Raw genomic sequence first — 24,877 nt, forward strand, 5'->3', positions numbered from 1 at the left:
AAAAATTTTATTTATTAACTCTTATATGTTTTAATACATGAGATTAATAAAAATAATGGAAACTCTTCGCGACTAACGTTTTCCGCCTTCGCTCGTGTTCCTATAGATTTTTTGGGAGATACCCATTCTTCCATACTTTGAATCAAGAACCCATGTTTTGATAATGCTTGGGTCCAATAACTTAGGGGGAAATGAAAAGAAATCGAAGATTCTGAATGCTTTTCCCCCGGATGAGCAATAATGGGAATAGTCATTTTAGAAAGATAACGGTCGATCTTTCTTGAAAATAGCTTTTTATCTTCATCATAATGCCATGAAGAGACTCTAGGAATACGAAAACAAGGATGATTTAACACGATAAAGAATCTTCCCTGATCACCAAGAAGCCTGGCAACATTATCAATTGCCTGATCTGGAGCCTCCATATTTTGCAGAGATAAAATCGCCACAGCTGTGGAAAAAGAGTGGGAACTCTCTATCTTCAGCTTTTTCGTAAGATCAGAGACAAGAAATTCATGAGATCGAGATTTTCGCAATTTTCTTGCGATGGAAATCAAACTCGGGGAGATATCTATACCTAAATATCCACATTCCTTAGGGAGCATCCGTTCTAAAACCCCCTGACCACAACCGATATCTACCAAACGATCTTTTGATTTTAAATCGAGTAAAGGAAGTAATTTAGGCAGGATGACTTCCCTATGATAGTAATGCCCGTCACTCTGAACGATCTTATGATAATCTTCAGCTATGGGCTCCCAAGATGTAGACTTGGTATCTTCTTTCTTAGAATAAGAACGGTGCTTTTTATGGGAAAAGTGTCGCGACATGAGAGAGAGAATTTACTCAGAGACATAAAAAAAGGCAAGAAGAAGCTCTCTGCCTTTTTTAATCATGCGATGACTGGGATTACTGTTCATATATTGGGAAGCCTTGATCATCGGTTCCTATGATTCTTCTGCCTCGTTGTTCTAACCGGCTCATGGTTACTGATGGAGAAAGTCTATAGGAGCTTTGCGCACCCCATCCACCATAGCGGTCCCCACTTGGATCTCTCAGAGCTCCCTGATCTGCCGTTTCTGTGGTAGAGGTCAATGATGCACGCCTCGTGTCCTCACTTACAGCACTCACAATCCGGCTCTCAACAGCTTGTAAGTTAGAAGTAGAACTACGTAATTGTTCAATTGAAGCTGATAGAGTCGAACAAACGGCTTCTAACTCTTGCTTACGCTGTTCTAAGTAAAGTAAATGCTGTTCTCTTAGTTGAGCATCAGATTGTAGCTGTTGTAGAACAGCGCGACTTTCCTCCACATGTTGTTTTAATGTCTCCATTTCCACTCTCAAGGCGCTCACAGCATCCACCATGTTCTTAACAGCGTCTTTAGAGAACACTCCTGTTAACGATTCCGCTAAACGCTCAAAAGGAGAGATTATAGTCTCAACTCGAGTACCTACAGATTTGAAAGCTTCCAAGTTAACCTTAAACTCTGAGATAAGCTCATCAAATTCTCCCGTACATGTTTCAAGTTTATTGCCGAAATCAGATAACTTCTCATGCAACTGTGTAAGTTCTGAAATTTGGTTAGCAAGATCCCTGTTTGCAGATACTAAAGTATCTACTTCTTGATGTAAGCGTGTGTTTTCTTGGCTAAATTGATGAAGTTGTTGTTTCATACGGCGTGCCACTTGAGAGGGGGTGCTATCCTGAATCACCATAATGACAATGACAAACGAAACAAGCATGATGGCAATCATTAAAACAAGAGAAAGAGTTGAAACAGCAACCCCGAATTGTAAGCAAATTAAAGCAGCTATACCCACCGCAAACAAAGAAACAGCAGAAATAATTTTAATGAGATGAAAAATGCGCTGAAGCACCGAAACCTTAACCTCAGGAATTACTAGCTTTTTAGCAGTTGCAACTTCTGGTGATGAAGGACTAGGTAGTTGAGTTGCAATAGGTATGACCGCACTTTTATCTGCTCCATAACCTTCAGAAGTAGATAAGGAGTTACTCAATAGCACTGTGCTTGTAGCAGATTCTACTGGTGATGTCATAACTTAATTTCCATGTTAAAAATTTTAATTTCGCAGAGATTAATTATAATTGTTTATAAAATCAAGTTCTTTACAAAGCGGCATGCGATTGATATTTAATAGATAAAAAAAACGGACGCTGTCTAAAAGGAAATAGTGAGCCTTGTACCTTTCAAAGGCTCCTAAGATTAGTTCTAGATAATCTAGATAAAAAGAAATAACTCTCTATTTTTTATCTAAATCGAACAAGACATCTAGGAATTTTAATCAAAAGATGTAAGAATCTATGCTCTCCGAAGTTTTTCTTGTGGTTATCCTATCCTAAAGGATATGGTGAGATAAATAATTTTCTAGTTACACCTTAAGAAGCTTCTTTATAATTTTGATCTGTTCGCAATAGGCTATAGGTGAATAAAAAACAACGTCAGAAGACATTAATCGCCCCCTCAATTATGGGAGGAGACCTTGCTTGCATAGGTGCAGAGGCAAAAAGAATAGAAGAATCGGGTGCAGACCTTATCCATATTGATGTTATGGATGGTCATTTCGTACCCAATCTGACTTTTGGTCCAGGAGTCATCGCAGCAATCAATAGATCTACAGACATCTTTTTAGAAGTGCACGCTATGATCTACACTCCGTTTGATTTTGTAGAGGAGTTTGTAAAATCAGGTGCAGATCGTATCATCGTACATTTCGAAGCCTCTGAAGATCTTAAAGAGTTGTTATCTTATATTAAAAAATGTGGAATACAAGCGGGGTTAGCTTTTTCTCCAGAAACCTCTATAGAATTCATACCTCCCTTCCTCCCTTTTTGTGATGTCATACTATTAATGTCTGTGCGCCCAGGATTTTGTGGTCAGGGTTTTATTCCGGATATTCCAGACAAAATCCGCTTTACAAAACAGGCAATAAAAACCATGGGGTTAGAAGATTCTTGCTTAATTGAGGTTGATGGGGGAATTAACGAGACTTCCGCAAAACTATGTCGTGAAGCAGGTGCAGATATTTTAGTGGCTGCATCTTACATGTTCGAAAAGAACGAACAGACTATGGAAGAAAAAGTTTTGCTACTTCGAGGAGAAAATCATGGTATTAAGTAGCCAGCTCTCTGTGGGAATGTTTATTTCCAGAAAAGACGGTCTTTATAAAGTCGTAGCGGTTTCTAAAGTAACAGGCAATAAAGGGGAATCTTTTATCAAAGCTTCGTTAAAATCTGCTGATTCCGAAGTGATTGTTGAAAGAAATTTTAAAATTGGCCAAGAAATAAAAGAAGCCCAGTTTGAATCCAGAAATCTTGAATATCTATATATTGAGGACGACCACTTTCTTTTCCTTGATTTGGGAAATTATGAAAAAATCCATATCACCAAAGAAATCATGAAGGATAATTTTTTATTCTTAAAAGCAGGAGTCACCGTTTCTGCCTTGGTTTATGATAATGTTGTTTTTTCTATAGAGTTGCCTCACTTCTTAGAGTTAATGGTGTCTAAAACAGATTTCCCCGGGGATTCACTTTTGATTACCGGTGGTACAAAAAAAGCTTTATTAGAAACAGGCATCGAAATTACAGTACCTCCTTTCATAGAAATTGGGGATATTATAAAAATTGATACGCGTACGTGTGAATATATTCAACGCGTCTAACTTCAGGCTGAGAAGGTAAGAGAAAATACATATGGATTTAAAGCAAATAGAAAAGCTCATGATTGCTATGGGACGTAATAGCATGAAGCGTTTTGTGATAAAACGTGAAGGGCTAGAGCTTGAATTAGAAAGAGACACAGGAGATAAACCTAATCAAGAACCCGTGTTTTATGACAGTAGGTTATTTGCAGGTTTTTCTCAGGAGCGCCCTATTCCTACGGATCCAAATAAAACAATCGCTAAAGATGTTGCTCCTGAAAAAACAGAAACTGAATCCCAACAAGCTCTTGGGGATTTTATTAGCTCTCCATTAGTAGGAACATTTTATAGTTCTCCTTCTCCAGACTCCCCATCTTTTGTTAAGCCTGGCGATGTCGTTTCTGAAGATACGATTGTTTGTATCGTAGAAGCTATGAAAGTTATGAATGAAGTTAAAGCTGGTATGTCCGGCCGCGTTGTTGAAGTTCTCATCGCCAACGGTGACGCAGTACAATTTGGATCTAAGTTATTTCGTATAGTTAAAGCTGAGTAATGAAAAAAGTCTTAATAGCTAATCGTGGGGAAATTGCAGTACGTATTATACGTGCTTGTCATGATCTAGGATTGGCCACAGTTGCAGTATATTCCCTGGCAGATCAAGAAGCTTTACACGTGCTCCTAGCAGACGAAGCCGTGTGTATAGGAGAGCCTCAAGCTGCTAAATCCTACTTAAAAATATCGAATATCTTAGCTGCTTGTGAAATTACAGGAGCAGATGCTGTCCACCCTGGCTACGGTTTTCTAAGTGAAAATGCAAATTTCGCTTCCATATGCGAAAGCTGTGGTCTGACTTTTATTGGTCCTAGCTCAGAATCTATAGCGACAATGGGAGACAAAATAGCAGCAAAACAGCTCGCTAAGAAAGTGAAATGTCCTGTAATTCCTGGCTCTGAAGGTATTATTAAGGATGAAGCTGAAGGATTAAAAATTGCTGAGAAGATCGGTTTCCCCATAGTCATCAAAGCTGTTGCTGGGGGAGGCGGTCGCGGTATCCGTATTGTTAAAGAAAAAGATGAGTTTTTCAGATCTTTTTCAGCAGCAAGAGCGGAAGCAGAGGCAGGATTTAATAACCCCAATGTCTATATTGAGAAGTTTATTGAAAACCCCAGACATCTAGAAGTCCAAATCCTTGGAGATAAACATGGGAACTATGTGCATCTAGGCGAAAGAGATTGCACAGTACAAAGGCGTAGGCAGAAACTCATTGAAGAGACTCCAAGTCCTATACTTACCCCGGAACTCCGTGCAAAAGTAGGGAAAGTCGCGGTTGATTTAGCAAGAAGTGCAAACTACCACTCCGTAGGCACAGTAGAATTTTTATTAGATAAAGATAAGAAATTCTATTTCATGGAAATGAATACGCGTATTCAAGTGGAGCATACTATCACTGAAGAAGTTACAGGTATAGATCTTCTCAAAGAGCAAATTTATGTAGCTATGGGGAATAAACTTACTTGGAAACAAAAAAACATTGTTTTCAAAGGGCACGTCATACAATGCCGTATTAATGCTGAGGATCCTAGCAACAATTTTGCACCTTCTCCAGGGCGTTTAGACTACTATCTTCCACCAGCAGGTCCTTCTATACGTCTAGATGGAGCTTGCTACAGCGGCTATGCCATTCCTCCTTATTACGATTCTATGATTGCTAAAGTGATTTCTAAAGGAAAGAATCGAGAAGAAGCTATAGCTATTATGAAACGTGCTCTGAAAGAATTTCATATTGGAGGCGTCCACTCCACAATTCCTTTCCATCAATTCATGTTGGATAACCCTAAATTCATTAACTCAGATTATGATATCAACTATGTTGATCATCTTCTTTCCCAGGGGAATTCCTTATTCTAAGAAATTCTTTAAAAGTTCTTGTGTCTAGAGATCCCTTCTCTAGACTCCTTAGTCTTTGTTAATTAAAATGTTAAAAGTTTAAGAGAAGTGATTCTAGAAATGGGCACTTCATGCTATAATGTTTTAATTTCTTAATATTGTTTTCGTCTTTATGAGAATATCTACTAACTTTTGTTTAAGCCCTTTTAATCAAGAGCCCTCTTATTGTGACAAAATATTATCTAAATTAGACAACTACTTCTATTTCGGTGGGAAACAAGTAGAAATCGTCGGAAGAAATGAAAGAACTCAAGAAATCCTATGTATATCCAGCTCAGGGCGGCATGTGCCTATCGCTGAGAAGATCATAAAAATACTTTCTTATGTCTTACTGCCTATCGTATTAGTTGCCTTGCTTATACGCTTCCTTCTACATAAGGCGTTGAACAGCAAGGTCGTCCTAATGGACCAACAGGGATTAGGTACTCCTTGTGAGTCCTACTTAAATCAGGCTAAAGCTATTCGCAATAAATTTATACCGCTTCGCTATGCATATCGTAATGATAATAACGCCTTAAAAACTGCTCTCAATCGCGAAGGGTTAAAGGTTGTCCACTTTTATAGAGAAGAAACTACTAATCAGTTGCTTCTTACCATGACATCACAAAATCTCCCGAATATAGCATTTACATTAGCCATTCCTGTCACAACCGCTACGCCTGAGGAAAGAGAACAGGCGCTAATGAAACACTTGTGGAACTGTATACAATCAATCAATACCGCTAAGCGCCAGAATTTAGATCACCTAATGATAAGTAACCCTATAGGCATTCACTTAAAAGATGGGGTGATTATTCATTGTATTCGCGATATTCATCTAACAGAACATACTTTAAATAAACACGATGCTTCAACAAGTGTAGAAGAACATAATCATCTACAAAACGCTTTCAATGATCTTGTGAACTTTACCGTACTTACTGGATACCCAGGTAAAGTATTTGCAAAATCAGACAGGAAATTTGTCCGCTTGGACAGTGCTACAAATTCACGAGCACTTTTGATTATTGATCCTGGCCATGTGACAACCTATACGGATAAAAACAAAGAAAGAGAACAACGCGTTACAGCCCTAATACCGATACTTCAACACGTGCCTCCAGAATATCTCCAAGGAATGCTCAACCAAATTCCAAGGTCTATAAAATCTAAAATCAAAAATCTACATTTTCTATTATCTCAAGAATTTCTCGACAAGACCTTAGATATCCAAGCCCCTCTATTTACATCCGATCACGTACAAACTCCATTGTCTAATCAAGAAAAGAGACAATTAGTACAGGACTTCCTCAATTTCATAGCCAGAAGAGCCGTCGTTCAAAACACTGCAGGTCGCAAGACGATAGTCTTCTATAAAGGCAATCCTGGAGAAGGAGAGGCTACTCTAATGAATCAATATAATAACTGCGGATCCATGTTCTATAAACCTGAAGGGACTCAAGAAAAATGTCTAGGGGAGAGCCTCATGGATCAGCTTATTGCTATAGGTATCTTTTCTAGTTACGAAAGTACTGAGAACATGATTTGTGCTTACTTTGATTAAATCTGTCGATTCACAAGAGGAAAATAAACAACTATGGTAACTAAGAGGATGAACATTTTGCCTTTAAACATACTTAAAGACACACCTGTAATTAAAGTAAAAGAACCCCCAAAAATATCATGTTAAACTCTGTAACATTTTCTCCACTCTATTCTCCCAGTCGGGTAGAAAGGTTCTCTGCTGCTCTAGACTCATATTTCTATCTAGGTGGTAAACAAACAAAAGTTATAGATAAATCATCCGAACTGGGGATCAGACTTGTTACTCAACATGAAACAAGAGCAATATCTACCGTTGAAAAAATACTAAAAATATTCTCTTGGATCTTTATTCCTATTACCATCACGGCATGGTTACTACGCTTAGCCCTACATCTATATCTACATATTGCGTATCCCTGTATATATCTTGACGCTGCTTTACCAGAAGCGCTTCAGAAAGATATTTTTATTACATGTCAAAAAATCTCACATACCCTAAACACAAAAACGATTCTCACAACAGAAGCAGATGCTTACCAAGAGCTCTCTAACGAAGGTATTACGTTACTAAAGCCTCAAGAAGAATTCTTAAATGTGCTCCCTGAGAGATTTTACCTAGATTCTCGTGAATCTTATACCTTCTATTTTCTAGGACGCCGAGATAAAATTGACACTCATAGTTTAGACCTTTACAACCTAATTCAATTAGGAAGAAATTTTATTGCTGGGTATGGATTAACAAATAAAAACGTAAAGAAGTCCATAGCAATATGTTTAAAAGACAGATTCGGAATTACAGCAAAAATTACGAGTCTTCCAAAACAAAATCAGGCGCTATACCAAGGTCTCAAAGCAGAATTCCGCTTTGATAACTATCCTAATTATGTTTGCACATTGAAGGATAATACCATAAGTATGCGTAGGGTAGTAAATTCATATGCAGAGGAGTTAGAAGTATCTGCTATTGCTACCTTTGTGAAAAATGTTCTAGAAGCACGCTATTTAGAAAAAAGAGATAGCTCTCATATATCTTGGCCTAAGTATGTGGGTTGTGACATGGGCGCAAGGGTAGTCATTCTCGATGATGAGGAGGAACACAAGGAGATTATCACCTCAACCCCTGAAGGGGATACTACAACTAATCTGAGATACTTCTCTTCAAAATCTTTTGTAGAGTGCTATCATAATATGAAAAAAGAAACTTAGTTCCTTATATTTTAGGGAAGAATGCCGTATTTAAACATCATCAAAATAGATACCAACTGATTATGAATGAAGTTGGAAGCAGCCTACCTGTTGAAGATGTAGATAAAAGCACAAAACATGTAATGTCTGCCTTTTTAAGACAAGTTCCCAGTGCTTTCCTTAAGGATGTATTACGAGAAGCAACCGCACAAGAAGTTACTGTTGCCTTACCTTCTTTAGATATTAAGAAAATTGCCCGATCTCTAGATCTGGATCAAGTTATAATTCCAAAAAGCCATATTCTTATACATAAGCCTCTATTACGAGGTCTCTCTAGTAAAGAAATTAAACTAGAATTAGCTATTGAATTCATTCAACAATTTTTATCTCCTGCACATTCAAGTCGTGAAGAAGTATTCATTCCTTATAGACAAGAGTATTCTCCAAACTCTCCATCTAGTATGACAATCTGGGGATGTCTTTCTAATACAATAAATAACAATTTGATAAATTCTATACTTATGCAATTAGTAGAAATGCATGTGATTGAAAGATTTACAGAAGTATATCGGGGAGTATTTGTACGGGTAAGTAGACTTTAGACAAAGAAACCCCTGTATCTATCTATTCTCAAATACTGGAGTCATTACTTACTTCTTATTCTAAAAAAAATAGGTATCCTGATTAACAGAATACCCATCCTTCACTATATAGAAGCATCAAATAGATATATTTTAAGTTGGAGTAGTTCCTGGGTGTCCGAAGCTACGACGGCTAGTGTCAGGCGTTGAATGCCTAATTAAACGACCCTCTCTTTGAACAGCTTCTTGTTCATTACCAATATACCAGCGAGCCTGCTGACAGAAGCAATTGTATAGGGACCTCCACTGAAACTCAGGAGTTCCTTCTTGGTAGAATCTATCTCGTCTACTTGCAATATCTGCATCCGAAACATCATTTTGGCTGTACATATGTAAATGTCTTAATAAAGAGTAGGAAATTGACATCTGATAAAATGTTTTATAATAAGCAGACTCTTGTCGGGATAAAGCTTCTAAATTTGAAGTAACTTCTGGGAACCTTTCCCTGTATGCTTCTAAATCTCTGAGGGAGTACATACTCACAGCAAAAGAGAGTTCCATTAACTCTGTAACTGCATTTATAAGAACTGGATCTCTAGAAGCTGCATCATCAGGGAAAGCCACTCGACCATTTTGATCGGTATGCAATAATTCTAAGACCTCATTATTTTTCCTGCTTTTTAAAGAAAGTAAATGAGAAATATCGGGATTGACTGGCTCTCGTAAACCTCCCCAATTTGGGGGTTGCAGCGTATCTCGTTCTTGATTAAGTTTCTGCATTACATTATCTAAAGCAGCTCTTCCTTCAGCAGTTAATTCGGGACATGGTTGTAGCCCTATTCCAGATCCAGGAATAAATTGTTTTGATCTAATAAAAGCGGTAGCAGCAACTAAACCCATTACAGCAAGAACAATACCACCGAAAATTAATAAGCCTAAACCAGCACTTCCAGCCAGTCCTAAGCCACCAACTACCATAAGAATTATAGGAATGGCGACCGCTAAAACAGCCAGGCTTATTTTCAATGACTTAGAGCGACAAACCCCTTGACTTGTTTCACTATTGTTTGTTAAGTTTGCGCAGTTGCATAACCTACTCAAATTTATCATATTTTACCCATTTGGATGAAAGAAAGGAACGAGCGTAATATTTTACGCTTTAGTGTATTTAAAAGCAAGTTTAAAATGGGTTTTACCTCGCCGGATTTTTTGTTAATATCTTCAGGATCTTTGAGTTAAGCTAGCTTTCATGAGTTTATCCGGTTCTTCGCAGGGGAGGGGCTGGAGTCTTCTATCTTCAAAATGATTTCTTAGAAAGTTCAATCTCAACTAGGACAGTTGTTTATCTTTCTTACAATTTAAAATAAGCAAGTTCTGTAAGGAAAAGCCTTTTGTTACTTAAATTTTCAGACAACCATGACGTTGTCTGCTTACTACAAGCCAAAAAACCTATCACATAATGAGCTAGAACTTCTTCTTAAAAGTTAGGGGTGCGCCAGTGAACAACCACTCTACTAAAAGTATATAAATGGACTTTTGGGCTAGCAAGAACACCTAATCTTTCTAATTCTTTTAATATCCTCGACCCAAGTAAACCTCTTGTTTCAGGGTTCTCATCAGAATAATCAAAGAACAAAAGTTTTGCCCACAGCATATCTGGAGTCCCTAAGGGAATCACACTCTGTATTTGGCCGTTCTCTTTTTTCTCAGCTATATGAATTATGAAAGCTAAAAATAATCTAGAGAGCTTTTCTAACCCTTTTTGACTGACAGTATCCCCAGACTCCGTTTTTAAAATTTCTCGGCAAAGTAGGGGAAAGTTAATAGAAAATTCTGTCGCCTGTTCTTTAATAAAGGGGCTTTTTTGAACTTTCTTGAGTTTGTATATAGGAACCTTAATACCAGAAAGATCCAATTTACTAGATAAGCTGAGATAATTTACCCAGAAGTTCAGATTATCTATTTTTGAGGATGATTCAGAATCAAAAGTTATGAAACAGTCTTCTAAAGGCAAAGAAGAATAAACAAGGGGCAGATGGCGTATATTTTGTAAAAGCTCAGGATGGACAAGGAGGAGTTGCCTTTTATCTTCAGGGACCAAAGAATCCAAGGAGACAATACGACGCTTATAAGAGAGATAGCTATGCAAAAGGAATCTTATAGCTAAAGCAATAAGAGTAATGGGAAGGAGGAGAGAATACCGATAATTTTTAAGACCTTTTCATAGGTTGCCAAAGCACGGCCAGGAAAAGTTAGAGACCACGCTCTATTTAAAGGATCTCTACCAACTATGTAGGATTGTTCACCTCCGAAGTAAAAGCAAGAATCTAGAAAAGAAACAGTTTTCTCTAGAGGCGTAGGTCTGGAATAGTTAGAAAAAATGAAACAAGACATCTTTCCTCCCAAATAACAAATCTCCAATATTATAACATAAAGCGTATGAAAGACTTAAAATAATTTAAACAACTAAACTCTCTTACCTAGAAGAAATTATAGGTAACTGTCTTGAAGCAGTTTTAGACGATTTTATTGTAAAGAATACTTTACACCGCCTAACCCAGAATAAAGAACTGACCACCATCGAAATGTTATTTTAATGGGGATACAGGTTAGAAATTGAAGGTAGTATTTTTAGATGCAGGGGTTATAGGAAATTCTAAGGCTCTAAAAATAATTTTATTGCTAGGTACAAATTCTTCATCTTCATCTGTAGCAGAACCTGAGCTGCACTCTAAAACAACAGAGGACTTAAAACTCACTCGATAAACATGTTGACTACTAAGGCTCTGTTGGAATCCGGATTTAATTTTACGAATGGCGTAGACTTGTTCTGAAGGAATTTTAATTTCTGAGACTGCTTGTTCTATTAAAACTGCAGCTACAGTGTAAGGACCAATTTGTATCTGATAATTGAACACACCCTTATCAATCCCTTGAAGATCCAACCTCACATCTCTTTCTGTTAAAATTTGACTTTTGGCTAGACTTCTCCAAATATTACAGTAAGACATCTCTTATTAATGAGAACTTTGGCATCACGCTTATAAACCTTCACTACATCTTTAAGCTTCGGAGTATAGCTCGAAAAGAGTTGTCTACGTTCTACTGATATCTCTTTGGATTTTGATTTAGAAACTTCTTCTGAAAAACGACTGGAAGTAGGTGAGGAAGGGGAAGAACGGCTAAACCCTCCTCCAAATGGAGGTAGACCACTCACACAAAATAAAGAGCGTTCCACTTTGTCGAGATACGTAACAGTTAAAACTTCTCGTCTAAGGAAACAATTTCCAATCAACCTCTTGTAATCTCTGGGGAACTTTCCGGTTCTTTCCGGTTCTTTCCGGTTCTTTCCGGTTCTTTCCGGTTCTTTCCGGTTCTTTCCGGTTCTTTCCGGTTCTTTCCGGTTCGGTTCCGGTTCTTTCCGGTTCTTTCCGGTTCTTTCCGGTTCTTTCCGGTTCTTTCCGGTTCTTTCCGGTTCTTTCCGGTTCTTTCCGGTTCTTTCCGGTTCTTTCCGGTTCTTTCCGGTTCTTTCCGGTTCTTTCCGGTCTTTCCGGTTTTCCGGTTCTTTCCGGTTCTTTCCGGTTCTTTCCGGTTCTTTCCGGTTCTTTCCGGTTCTTTCCGGTTCTTTCCGGTTCTTTCCGGTTCTTTCCGGTTCTTTCCGGTTCTTTCCGGTTCTTTCCGGTTCTTTCCGGTTCTTTCCGGTTCTAAGTGATTCAACATAGCCTCCAAAACATGTACTCGAACCCTTAATTATAGAAAAGATAATAATGTTTTTTATTCAAATCACTTACATTAAATAATTTATGATTATACCAAGACAGAAAAAGATCAAAAGATTTTTCTACATTGCCTCATGCTGATTGATATTTGGTGCTAGTTTTCGATTGGTTTTAGTTTTGGCGAGGATTGAAAAGAATGGACGTGAGAAAATACCGAGGCAAGCCCATAATTGTCCAAAGATAATACAGTTAAGTATCTAACAATTAATATCTTTATACTATGAGTTAATCCTCTGATAATATTAATTAATTCAACATAATTAATATTATCAGACGTTAGCAACAAACAAGTGAGAGCACTACCACGCGTGATTATGAATAGGAGTATTTGGGATATACGGACCGGGACCAGTTAGTCCATTTTAACTGTTGTGAAGCTAACCCAACTCTTGGTTCCAGATTAAGCAAGAGCTCTCCTGTGGTCAAATCAAATTTCCTTACTTTCCGCTCCTCAGCTTCATCAAAAGTAGAATCTGAAATAACAATAGGGCGGCCACTGACCCTACTAAGATATTCAGCAAACTCGCTCCCACTCCTACCAACCCCGCGTGCTCTTAATTCTGACCAGGTAAGCAACAGTATCTCCTGAGAAAAAGACGTATTGCGACCGAAATCACAAGGCAAACATACTGCGTAGAAGCGCTCTTTATCATAAATGGCATTTCCAAAGGACGTCATCCATTTCGACAACCTATTTCCATGCAATCCCGTTGTCAAATCCTGTAAAGTTAGAACCTGATCTAAAGTAAGACATCTCAAAAGACGTAGCCCAGGTAACGAAAACCCGTGTTTTGCAAACAAAAGCAAATGTTTTGCATAAAGTTCTCTGTCAAGATTAAGATTTCTCAGACTGGGTTCTGAGCGACTACGGACATATTGACGATGACGAACTAGCAGCGCGTCTACAATTTCTTGACTTTGGCCCCACTTGTCTGAGCTTGCGTAGTAAACAAGATTTACGTACTCGGAATCTGATATCATTTCGGCAAGTATCCAGAAAACAGGAGAAAAAATAGTTGTCTCCTCATCTGAAAAACCTAATCGAGAAACCCAGTATGCAGAAAGAGACGCCCTGGATTTCCAAGCCACTTGGGGAACAGGGGATAGTAAAAAACGATGTCTTTCTAGAGCACACTCATCACAAAATCTTGACAACCACATAAAGGGGCAATAAGACAGCAGAATGTCCCCCAACTTATTTTGGCACAGAAACAGAAATTCTGTATCTCGCATACTAAGAAATTCGAGAATTCTACTTATACCGAACCTTGCCAATTTTTCACTTAGAGAAGGCGGTAGAACACTCAATGAACCAGAATATTTAATATCAATAAGCTTATTTATAAACACTTGGAATTCTTCAAAGCTCAGATGTTGCTCTACTAATAGATCTCCTATAGTTTTTGGAAAATTATCTTGAAAAACTGCTAGTAGATCTTGAGAAATAGCTGTACGTCTTTCGCCCGCCTCAGTTTCCTGTATCTCTTCCTCCGACATTATCGCCGAGGCAACTACTTCTTGCGGTTGCGAAGTTCCCGATACTTGTGCAGTTTCAGAACTCGTCTCAACAGAACTCGTCTCAACAGAACTCGTCTCAACAGAATCGCAAGAGTTTACTTGTTTAAACTGATACTTATTAAAAAATAAAATATGTGCAATAAGTTTAACAACTAGAGCTATAATGACCGGAACAACTAAAAGGTATCCTAGCATCTTCATACAACTTTGCGTGCAAGAAAACTCCGGTTTAACCAACCTAAAGAGTAATTCCTCCCTTCCCACCCGATCTATTACTTGAATTCTAGAACCAGAAATACAAAGAAAGGCATCGACAAACTCCATCATTTTTTCTAAGAACACCGACTGCCCAGAGGACATTTTCTTATCTATGTATCTAGGAGAAAATGATATTGAAGCACAAAAATATAGCTTTACCATTTCGTATTTTATAAGATATTTCTCATTAAGACTCCGTTTACGTTTAAAGATTCTATTTCTATATCACCCATACTAATACTAAACGTCTGGATAATTTCTCAAAACAAAAAATAGTAAATTTTTGAGCCTAAGCTATTTCACTTAAACAGCTTTGAGAAAACAGAATTGAGGTAAAGAAATCTACGCGCTTATCCGGAGCTATTATTCGTTTATTTATAGACAATAATATAAAAACATTTTACTCCTTTTGTAAATTTCCAACCATACTTTTCTATCAACAAGTATTATAAAAAAATCTTAATAAACTTAATAAAGTTATCAAAAAGAAACGCTATTTTAATAATCAAAATAATGTAGTCTCTCCCAAATCCTCTCCGATAATCTCGGCAACCACATAAATGTTCCTACTGTTGTATTGAGACACGTCAACTTTTTTTATAAGAACAATAACGTCTGCTTTGATACTACATAACATTTTACCTGGGATCTGGGTTAGAACCACGTGTTTAGCCACCTTATGTAGCCCCCCTAATCTATAGTGTACCGAATAGCCTGACCGTTCTTGTTGCTTGGTAAACATCATCCCTTGAGATGTTATTAGAGATATTGTTGTAGAATTTGCTGGTAATGATAATTTTATACCCGCCGTTACTTGGTGTTTGATCCATGTCGAAGTGACTTGAGTATAATAACCAACAGCGTATTCTAACACGCTTTCAGGAACTTTCCATTGTTGCTCTCTCTCGCATAGATGAATGGCTTCTTTTAATAAATAATCGTCATACACCCTAGATCTAACAGATTGTTTGGACCTATCGCGTAAATCCCATAAATCAACGTCGACCATTGAATGATGTTTTCCGCCTTTCATAAAATCATAATGAATAACCTGATCGCTATTTGAGTTTATTCCTACCTCTATTGAAGTAATAGAGGGTTGACTAGAAATTCCTCTCAACCATTTGTTATAATCAAATCGGATACGCTGTACAGAAGGACCGGAAAATGTTGTTCCTGATAGAGAGATAGTCTCACTATTTGCAATGGTGAGTAGGTCTCTTCCTGTCACTATTACTTTCTGAAACTCCCTCCATTTACACTTATATCTAGGGAATTTCACAAGGAGAGCCTCTGTTCTAGTTTCCCCGAATAATATTATTCGAGTTAAGTATAAGTCTCCGGACTCAGGGTCTAGGTAATAGGAAGCTCCTTGTTTAGCTAAACCAGTAAGTTCGTATTTCTTCATAGAGGAATCTATTGGTAGCCAACGCAGATCCTCGGAAGAACTGTAAATATGGTCAGGATTTACCGTATAAACAAAAACATTAGTATCGGGAAACCGAAGAAGGGGGTATGGGAATTCCAATTGATATTTGACATTCCTATGATGTACTAAATTAATTACATGATGGGTTGATAAGAATTCAGTTGCTAAAATGGCTAAGCTAAAAGTTTCTGACCCTAATTTTAGGTTTAAATGCTCTCTATACTGCTCATTAATTGATAGGTTTTTATCATCTATATTTTCATCTTTCTCAATAGACTTGTTAAAGAAATCCTTAAACCTAAGATCAATACTACCGATTCCATCTCCCCCACGAATATAAAAGAACCTTAAAATAAAATCCTGCCCAACTATTTTTACTAAACGCTGAGCATACATCAACTGTCTAGTAAGTCCTTGTTGTTCGCCACTCACACGATAACGAATAAAATCTCCTAGTTGTAAGGAAGTAAAGTAAACATCTATCCGACTACAAGATCTCCATTGATTTCTCGATATTAGAACAAGAGGTTGTCGCCTTGCCTCGATAACAGGCAGTGATATCCTACTATAGAATACTATATTTTTCCCGGACCTTGCTCCCCCCTGGAAGGACAAATATTTAATATTACGTGCAGGAATAGTCACGTTAAATACTTTGGAAGGGACAACAGTAACCCATCTTAAATTTTCCATGCTGCCTATGAAAATTCCTGACTGTAAACTTCCAGCAACTTGTAAATCTGCATCTTCTTTATTTTCTATGCCTAAAAATTGGATGGGATTATCACCTTGATCATCCTCAGCATTAAGTAGAGTAATAGCATCATTTAAACTCCATACACTTTCTATTCTATCGGCAACTAACATACTCCGTCTGTAAAGAGATTGCTTAATTCCTCGGTCTTTGATCAGCAAGTCGTACCATTTTCCTAGATTACCGTGAACGCCGTCGGTAACTTCTATAAATGTTCCTCTAGGCACTTCTCCAGACCATTCCAGAATCACAGGAATGTGATATCTAGGAGACGAAATATTTAGTTCTAATCTGTTATCTAAATTCAATGGAATTCTGCCTTCTATAGAAGAAATAACGAGAGAATATAAATCAAGAATTGCAGAAGTCACCAAACTTTCTTTTAGTCGTATCGTGATACTTTTCGACATAATATTCGGGAGAGATTTGATGAGATAAGTGCATCCCTCCTCTCCTTTAACTACTACATCATATTGAGAACTGGTACGGACTGAAACATCCGCATATGGATGAGGATAATAGGTAAACTGCTGATTTATAAAACTAAATACCACTGAACTATCCTTGCGAATCAAGGTAAATTCTTCATCAAATTCCCAAGATAGTTTTTGCAAAGCTTTAAGAATACTTTCCGGATATCCTGGCTCTTCTGGATGTTGTTGTTGCCATTTACTATGATCGCACCCCGTGATTCCAAAAGTAAGACGATGATGTTCTTTTTGTAGTAATCCTAATTGCACTCCATCCAATAAGAGTATTTTAACCTTTCCTACCCAAACAGACATATCTACTTTGCTATCTTCAGAATAAAAATGTAATCCAGCAGTAGAATCTTCTGTTTGGTAAGAAGGTATTAACGCTAAAACTTCTTCCATCATCTTAATCTTGTCTATTTTCTTATCTAAAGTGATAGTATGAAAAGTAGATGCAGAATGTAAAAACATGGAAGTATGTTGAGGGATATCGGGTATATGATAATAACATGTCCCTAATCCAGAGTACACAGCACCACCACCTAATCCTAGGTAAAATCTCGTATTATTTTTCCCTTTCAGAGTATCATAACCCCGTTCGGACCCGAAAATAGTTGAAAAACCTTCTTGCTTAATCTTGAGAATATTGTATTCTTGATCGTTCTTCACTATTTTCACTTCTTGCTCCTCTTTTCCAAGATCGAAAACAACAGAATATGGCTGTGGTATAGCACGAAATGAAATAACATTATCTGCTCTTGGATCTCCTTTTAAATCATAAAATCCAGCCCCACCAATTTGAACTACTAATCCTCCTAATCCTCCTTGAATGCTGATCTTGTAGTCCTTATAAGACTTTGCCTGATCCATATGTGCTTGCAATGTTTCCTTAGAATCTCCATCCAATAGCCGCACCGGTATAACAGTCAGAGGAGCATCCCCTGCTATAATTTTTGTTTGTTTTGATATAGGATTTAAAGGAGGCTGGTAATAGTGTGAATCGGGCTCCATAACAGCCTCTCTCCAAACAATCTGATTGGAAAGATATATCACCTCAGTAACAGCTTTATATTGGATACCGTATCCTAAAATGACCGTAGTATAAATTCCTTTAGGTATGGAAGGCACTTTTCTTGGCCAGTAACTATTAGCATGCCCTTGTGCCAACGCGTACGTAGGTGTAATACTATAGGCATAGGATAACATATCTCGAACTTGCCTATCTGTTAATTCTCGATGATGACCTGCGTATCTATTTGCATTGTATGAAGGATCCCCTGTAAAAACCGGAGGATTCTTCCTTAAGTCTAAAAAAACATTCCCTAAAACCTGGTTACCTGAAAAATCTAATAATCCTCTCTCGGGTAAACTAACAACGATGTTTTCGCTTCCTATTTCCAAAAAATTTTTATATTTCAACCATATTTCATGACGAGATTCGTGATACGCCACATTTCGTGCGATTGATGCTGCTCCCATACCAATAGCGGCAATCGGACCTGCTGCTAACATTAGAGACGGAGCAGCAACAGCTGATAATGTAAGAGCAAGAGCAATAGAGTCAAAAGCTACCTGAACTCTTGCAGCCATCTGTTCACTGTAGGAGGTTTCTTGGGTAAGAACGCTAACACTATTGTATAGATTCCAAACTCCAGCTACCGTCTCTAATACAGGAAGTTCTAAAACCCTCGCTACACTAGATAAAGCTCTGCCCGCACTTCCTCCAACCCTATGGGCAACTGTTTGCAATTTAGATGCTAAAGCGCTTTCTAATCTAAAAGCATTCACTCCTGATTCTGTAATAAATTTCTTACCCATTGCCTGAATCACAGACCCTAGAGTTAATTCAGACGTTGCCTTCACACCCATCACTAAATTAAATTGTGCTAACGCATCAGTAGGTTTTCCCTGATCTACCATACGAGCATATTGAACTAGAGAAACTACGGACATGCCTAAATCCAAATCCAAAACCCCGGTGCTAGATAATTCATTAAGCATATTACTAAAACGTCTAAATGAATGAGCTAATCCCTCTCCATTAAACGTAATAGTTTTGGATTGTTTATTAGAGATTTCCAATTCTATCGTTAGGAAATCATCATCATTGATACGCACACTTTTGATCTTTGCTCGATCATTATCAGTAACAGATATTGATTTCAGTTTCCTAGAAATCAGATCGAGCATTACCTGCAAAGAGGATCGAATCTTTGCCATTTTGTTCTTAGATGTCTTGATAAGAGAAGCTACTTCATTAGGTACATCCACGATAGCTCTTCCTTTAATTCCCTTAGTTCCGGGTTCTAGACCATGAGTTTTTAAGAGAGTTTGAAGCAAACTAGAAATATCCAAATCCAACACATGCTTAGAGAGATAGTTGTCTAAAACATTCCCGTCTATCTTCAATCTACTTAAATCTTCTACTGTTGTAGTCTCTGATATTCTTTTATGATCAACAGTACCTCCAATTTGATATAGAGTACGCCACGAGGTTTCAATCTGACTAATAACAACTTTTCCCCTCTCTGTCATTTTTTCTAAAGTAGTAGATTGATGTTTAGAAGTTAATCCTAAATTAGTTCCAGAGAATAAAGTGTTTTCGAATAGATTAGTGCTTGGAACATACACCTTTATCTGATCTTGAGTACGCATGTAATCAGAGAAACCATAACGTGTTTTTATTTCATAAGATTCTTCCATAATTCCGCTTACAAAATAAAAAGCTTTCTCAACGGATGGAAAATCAGTATGTCCAAAATTAGGGTCCGTAAGCCTATACACATCATTGCCTAGCTTATGCAAAGTTAAACTATGATTAGGTGTAGTAATTAAAACACTCTTTAATTGTGTTTTTTCAAACTTGTCTTTTAATGTGAGAAGACTCCAAGGTATCCGAGAGAAAACCTCTGGAGACTTTAGATATTTATTTCCCTGAAATTGTAACCAGTCAATTAACGTAGTACTTCTATCTAACAAGTCCTGATCAGTTTTTGTTAACGGTAACCTTTCTCTTTCCTTTTCCTGATATAAAGACGAAATCACCGTGAGATTATCTTGGATAAGACTATAAGAGGTTGTATCTTTTGCTAGCAGATATAACATTGAGACCCCAATACAGCGACCTTCCACTTTGTACAAAAAAGTTTGAGGATGAACGTCTATTGATTTACCTCCTAAACGATTAGCTAAATCTGACCAGCTTTCCGCATGCGTATTGAAAAACTCTGGCCAAGAGGATACTGTATATTTTGCACCCTCTACAATAGAACGTATTGAGGGGACATCGTGAGGAGCAGACAATAAATCTTTGCTTAATCCCACGCCTCGATAATCATGTGGATTTACCACAGGAGAGGCTGTTATAGCTGTTAATAATGGTCGACCTAAGTTCTTATCGCTATCGATAATGGTGCTTATTCCAGGTAGAAAACCACCAATTAGTTTTTTAGTTGCTTCTGCTAAGAAAGACTCTCCTGTTAATATCCGATGTACTTCAGTTAAGGAACAGTAATACATGCTGTCCGAATATCTAACCAGAGAAGCAATTCCTTGCTCATTTATAAAACAGTCTGCTCCTTTATCTTGAAGAATAGATTGAGCTTTTTCCTTTGTCAAAGACCCTGCATGAATCTCCCTGTGTATGTCGTAAAGAGCTTCTAAATAAAACTCCATAGTATAACCGGCAGGATTAAAAATCCCAGGAGCCATGTTCACGATTACGTGTTCTGATTCCCTGTCATACTCAATCCCATAACGGACTCCTAAAGCTGTTACACTACTATCAGTAGGTGGAACAAGTAAATTTGAAGCAGAGTATGGTGATAATTTTTCCCCTAATTCTTCTAATCCCTGCTGTTGTATACGTTCTTGAACTTGTTTAACTTCTTTACTGTCCTTATCTAAAGCGAGGAGTTCATATACAAGAGGCATAGCCTTATTACTAATCTCATCGTAATCCTCTCCAAGAACCGATTTCATAATACTTACTAGCTCCTTGGAAGGCGCTGGTAATGAACTTTCTGATGAAAAAATACCTGAAACCCCAGAGTTTGCTAACATCAACATTGCAATGTTTTGAAAATCTTTGAAAGCGTATCCTTCCCGTTGTATCCTTTCAAACAAGGTATGACTAGATAGATGTTCATCCATACTTACCAAAACAACACGTTCATTTTGCTGAAACTTATTCATAAACTCTCTTATTCTAGAGGAAGATTCAGTAACACGCTGCTCATATATTTTCTCACAAACTTCTACGTACCAATGATCCAGTTCTTTCTGCTCAATCTTACCTAGGCTACCATCTTGTGATAAGTCCTTAGAAAAAGATAGAATTTTTTTCTTAAGTTCACTATCCGATAAACCTAACCAGGAAGATAAATGCCTTTCATAATCCCTGTACAAATGTCCCGAAGTAATTTGGTATTCAATCTCCTTAATTTTATTTTGTAGTCTTTCATTTTCAGAAATCTGAGTTGTAACATGTAAAAATCGATCAAGCTCTGAAGGAGATAAGAGATCTAAACTTTCTTTTGCCTTAAGTTCACCGTACGTAGTCAAAAGATTAATCTCAGAGTGAGAAGGAGGCGATTGATCTACAGAGTCAATAAAATTAGAAATCGCTAATAATCTTTCAGATATAGAAATCATGTCCTTAAGAAATAAGACACGATCACTTAGGGGACTTTCCCAAAGAACAATTTTAGTTTGCGGGTTAGCGTTTAGATATAGTTTAACTGCCTTCTCTAAATCACGCTCAAAATTACTATGCCTATTAGGAAAAAAATTCACCTGATTAGATACTGGAAATTTTACAGATCGAACGAGCTCGGCTAATTGTAATTGTAAAGAAAATACTCCTTCCTTTGCTATTCGGTCTTGGGATAAATTTTGCTTTGCTTCAGAAAAACTTCTATCTAGCTCAGCAACTTCTCTAATGTCTAACTCGGGATTAACAATAACTTTGTTAAAACGTTGTAACAATTCTACAGAGCAGATAACTTTTGAATGTTCAGACCATAGTTTGGTGAATTCTTGCACATCAACCGTAGTCCGAGATATACTTTGTACAGGCTTACTACTTAATTCTGAGGAATCAGAAAACAATAAATCACCAGGATCCCAATTTTTAATTCCACACCAAGTGCTATCGTCTGCAGGCGTTACATCATTGGCTCCAATAGTTACGGGATTGAGCCAATCAAAGTGAATAGTATCCCCCGGCAGTCTGTTGTATGCCCCTAAGAAAGCCTCCTTCCCTAATTTTCTTCCTTCATCTTCTAGGAAATCTTGCCCTATAGGACCTTGCTCACGGAAAAATTTCTTCATTTCATTTACAATCAAGTCGGGGCCTGAAATACCTAGAGTACTGACTGCACCAGGAATAATAGAGTCTTGACGGAAATCATAAAACAAAGATCCTGAAAGATAATCTTTAACTAATGCACCCCCCACTATTGACATGCGATCTAATTCCGAAAGGTCTTCAAAACCATTAAAGAACTGACCGCTTAGAACATTCTGTCTCAAAGTTTTCAATTCTGTATAAGCTTGCTGCTGAGCCTTAATAACAGCCTCTGTCATACCACTTCCTCTATGAGACATCATTAAACCATTCAATCCTCGAACGTTCCATTTTGTTGTCCATTTGTGGTATCGTTGTAAAATCGGCATAAAATCACGAACTACGTCTGGAGCCATTCTTGCAAAAAAGGCTTTCTTCTCATGAGACTGGGAGAATGTTTGTAGCTCGTCAATTAATCGAGAAAGTTTTGTTTTGTCTTCTGACGATATTCTGGATATGTCCAACTCTTGAGCAACCTCACCTAGAGAAATTGGCTGAGAGCGGTCGTTAACAAGCTTTAGTACAAAATAAGATATGGCCCGTCGAATTTGGAGATTCTCGAAAAATTCGTTTCCTCCAACCCTATCAATTATCTTTATAATTTCTGAAGAATAAGCTGGCATCATATCTAAGTCAGTATAGATTCCCCCGATCTCGTTCAACATGTACATTCTGACTTGATCTGTTGCAGCAGCGTAATTCCATCGTAAGAACATCTCTGTATTGTAGTTATAGAGATTGGTTCTATCATGCATAGATTTTAGTTCTTTGATGTCCTTAATAAAAACCCTATTTTCTCCTATATCCTTATTAACTTTTGAAACTATCTCTTCGATTTTCTTCTTGTTTTTCTCTATCAGTTTCTTATAACCCTCTACTTCTTCCCTAGGAAGAAGCAGCTCTTTTTCAAGATAGTCTATACGTGTTTGATCAGAAATAGAGTCTACACCCTTAAGACTGCAAAAATTGAAAAAATTATCCTGTTGAATTACAGTCTCTTGAAGAAAGAAGGAATTAAAAGCATCTTTAACACTCTTATGTAGACCAGCATAGGTCTCCCTCATAGATTTTATGTCTTTGAGATATTGATTCTGAAGGTTACGATTTTTTTCTGATCGATATTTCTGTTTCAATTCATCGTACTTTTTGATGAATTCTTGGTTAGCTTTAGGTACACTCGCCCTTAACTTTTTAATTGCCGAATCAAAGGCAATTTTTTTCATAATGGAAGTAAACTTAGCAGCACCATATGCTTTTTCATCTACCCAAAAATAAAATTTAAAATCATCGTATGCTTCTAGGAATGATCTGATATATTCATTCGTGCCATCTGGAGGTGAACCTGCAACCCAAATCCCGTGGAGAAACTTATCTACTTGCACTCGATGAGATTTGTATTCTTTTTTGATCATTGCCATTACCTGAGAAGCTGGATGCTCCTTGGGCAATTTAAGTCTCTTTCGAATTTCTTCCAGAAGCTCTGCTTGCTGAACTAATAAACTTTGACCAATCCTAGAGTTCTTATCACGAAGAGTTTGGTAACGATTCGTTGCTTTTCTTAAATTATTAACAGCATTCTGACAAGATTTTACCTGCTGATCACTTAATTGAAGGCGACTAACAATATTCTTATCAGTAAGATCATACTTCTGTTCTGTACCTCGATTTGGATCTACTTCTGCACGCTTTCTTCTAGACACGCGCTTTCCCGGTATTTTGTTGTTAGACCTATTTATCTTTTTAGTAAGAGAGGATGATGTAGGAAAAGATACATTACCCGTTTGTGAAGGGACCAGTTTTTTAATAGAAGACATAGAAGATGTCTTCTTGAATTTGTCTGACTGAGATAAGACTGTAGAATGTGTAATTCTAGTTGGCTGTATTGTTATCGAAAACAAATGCGCAAGAAGACGAGAGGCATTGTATAAAAGAGAGGTCTTCCAGTTTCCTGTATGATGGGAAGGAGTTACTTCCCCCAACTCATACTTTTTTTTTCTATAGCATTACGAATACTCTCCTGGATTAACCCGCCAATTTTAACAACATCTTCTGTAGTATTATCTTGTTTTATCAAGGAGTTATAAAGGGTTATATCTTTGTGATTATTAAACACTGATGAGGAAGCGAGAAGACTTTTGTTATAAAAATTGTAAGAAAAAGTTTCACTTTGATTTTCAGAAGAGCGGGAAGAGTTAATTTTTTCTGGAAGACTCATAAGGCATTAAATTCATTCTAGAAAAGGCTCGACTATATATATTTTTTCCATAAAAAGCTACCAATAAGTTCTCGATCATCTTCTTTATTATTCATTTGTAAACCTTTACAATCCACCAAGCCGATTACTCACGCTCATGCTTTTTGGAATAGCTTTTATGCACGCTACAGACACAAATATCCGAAGTATTAAAACAACATTCAA

Annotated in this window: 12 protein-coding genes and 3 pseudogenes; 6 read left to right on the forward strand and 9 right to left on the reverse strand. The window is 37.3% G+C overall.

Annotation, left to right across the window (positions count from 1 at the left end; translation table 11 throughout):
• Positions 1-14 precede the first annotated feature (14 nt).
• The gene (locus FI836_RS00395; protein WP_014943852.1) at positions 15-830 is read right to left on the reverse strand and encodes a class I SAM-dependent methyltransferase; all 816 of its coding nucleotides are present in this window, start codon (positions 828-830) and stop codon (positions 15-17) included.
• Between the two features lie 79 nt (positions 831-909).
• Positions 910-2,058 (reverse strand): IncA family protein, encoded by a 1,149-nt coding sequence (locus FI836_RS00400; RefSeq protein ID WP_014943853.1) that lies wholly within the window; start codon positions 2,056-2,058, stop codon positions 910-912.
• A gap of 386 nt (positions 2,059-2,444) precedes the next feature.
• Between FI836_RS00400 and rpe the strand changes: the two genes are divergently transcribed.
• The 6 genes and pseudogenes from rpe to FI836_RS05385 all read left to right on the forward strand — a co-directional run bounded on the left by rpe (position 2,445) and on the right by FI836_RS05385 (position 8,921).
• Positions 2,445-3,140, forward strand: a complete 696-nt coding sequence (gene rpe / locus FI836_RS00405) for a ribulose-phosphate 3-epimerase (RefSeq protein WP_006343226.1) — start codon at positions 2,445-2,447, stop codon at positions 3,138-3,140.
• A complete protein-coding gene (locus tag FI836_RS00410) occupies positions 3,127-3,684 on the forward strand; it encodes an elongation factor P (RefSeq protein ID WP_014943854.1) in 558 nt (185 codons plus the stop codon). Before rpe ends, FI836_RS00410 begins: the two co-directional genes overlap by 14 nt.
• A gap of 31 nt (positions 3,685-3,715) precedes the next feature.
• On the forward strand, positions 3,716-4,216 hold the full coding sequence (accB, locus tag FI836_RS00415; RefSeq protein ID WP_006343228.1) for an acetyl-CoA carboxylase biotin carboxyl carrier protein: 501 nt from the start codon (positions 3,716-3,718) through the stop codon (positions 4,214-4,216).
• Complete coding sequence (gene accC, locus FI836_RS00420; RefSeq protein ID WP_014943855.1) at positions 4,216-5,571, forward strand: acetyl-CoA carboxylase biotin carboxylase subunit; 1,356 nt, start codon at positions 4,216-4,218, stop codon at positions 5,569-5,571. Before accB ends, accC begins: the two co-directional genes overlap by 1 nt.
• A 151-nt stretch (positions 5,572-5,722) precedes the next feature.
• On the forward strand, positions 5,723-7,153 hold the full coding sequence (locus tag FI836_RS00425; protein WP_014943856.1) for a DUF648 domain-containing protein: 1,431 nt from the start codon (positions 5,723-5,725) through the stop codon (positions 7,151-7,153).
• 119 nt (positions 7,154-7,272) lie between these two features.
• A pseudogene (locus FI836_RS05385) lies at positions 7,273-8,921 on the forward strand (DUF648 domain-containing protein).
• Positions 8,922-9,053: 132 nt separating this feature from the next.
• On the opposite strand, the gene FI836_RS00435 reads toward FI836_RS05385, so the two are convergent.
• The 7 genes and pseudogenes from FI836_RS00435 to FI836_RS05270 all read right to left on the reverse strand — a co-directional run bounded on the left by FI836_RS00435 (position 9,054) and on the right by FI836_RS05270 (position 24,673).
• Complete coding sequence (locus FI836_RS00435) at positions 9,054-10,010, reverse strand: hypothetical protein (protein ID WP_013462677.1); 957 nt, start codon at positions 10,008-10,010, stop codon at positions 9,054-9,056.
• A 367-nt stretch (positions 10,011-10,377) separates the two neighbouring features.
• A pseudogene (locus FI836_RS00440) lies at positions 10,378-11,294 on the reverse strand (DUF648 domain-containing protein).
• A gap of 215 nt (positions 11,295-11,509) precedes the next feature.
• Positions 11,510-12,138 (reverse strand): annotated as a pseudogene (locus tag FI836_RS05390) (MAC/perforin family protein).
• A gap of 53 nt (positions 12,139-12,191) precedes the next feature.
• A complete protein-coding gene (locus FI836_RS00450; RefSeq protein WP_139934550.1) occupies positions 12,192-12,620 on the reverse strand; it encodes a hypothetical protein in 429 nt (142 codons plus the stop codon).
• 371 nt (positions 12,621-12,991) lie between these two features.
• Complete coding sequence (locus FI836_RS00455) at positions 12,992-14,617, reverse strand: DUF1389 domain-containing protein (protein WP_139934551.1); 1,626 nt, start codon at positions 14,615-14,617, stop codon at positions 12,992-12,994.
• 343 nt (positions 14,618-14,960) lie between these two features.
• Positions 14,961-24,437, reverse strand: coding sequence for a LifA/Efa1-related large cytotoxin (locus tag FI836_RS00460; protein WP_234885808.1), 9,477 nt, complete (start codon positions 24,435-24,437; stop codon positions 14,961-14,963).
• Complete coding sequence (locus FI836_RS05270) at positions 24,425-24,673, reverse strand: hypothetical protein (RefSeq protein WP_014943865.1); 249 nt, start codon at positions 24,671-24,673, stop codon at positions 24,425-24,427. The genes FI836_RS00460 and FI836_RS05270 overlap by 13 nt, the downstream gene beginning before the upstream one ends.
• Between the last annotated feature and the right edge of the window lie 204 nt (positions 24,674-24,877).

Source organism: Chlamydophila parapsittaci, assembly GCF_006385615.1.
Lineage (GTDB): Bacteria > Chlamydiota > Chlamydiia > Chlamydiales > Chlamydiaceae > Chlamydia > Chlamydia psittaci.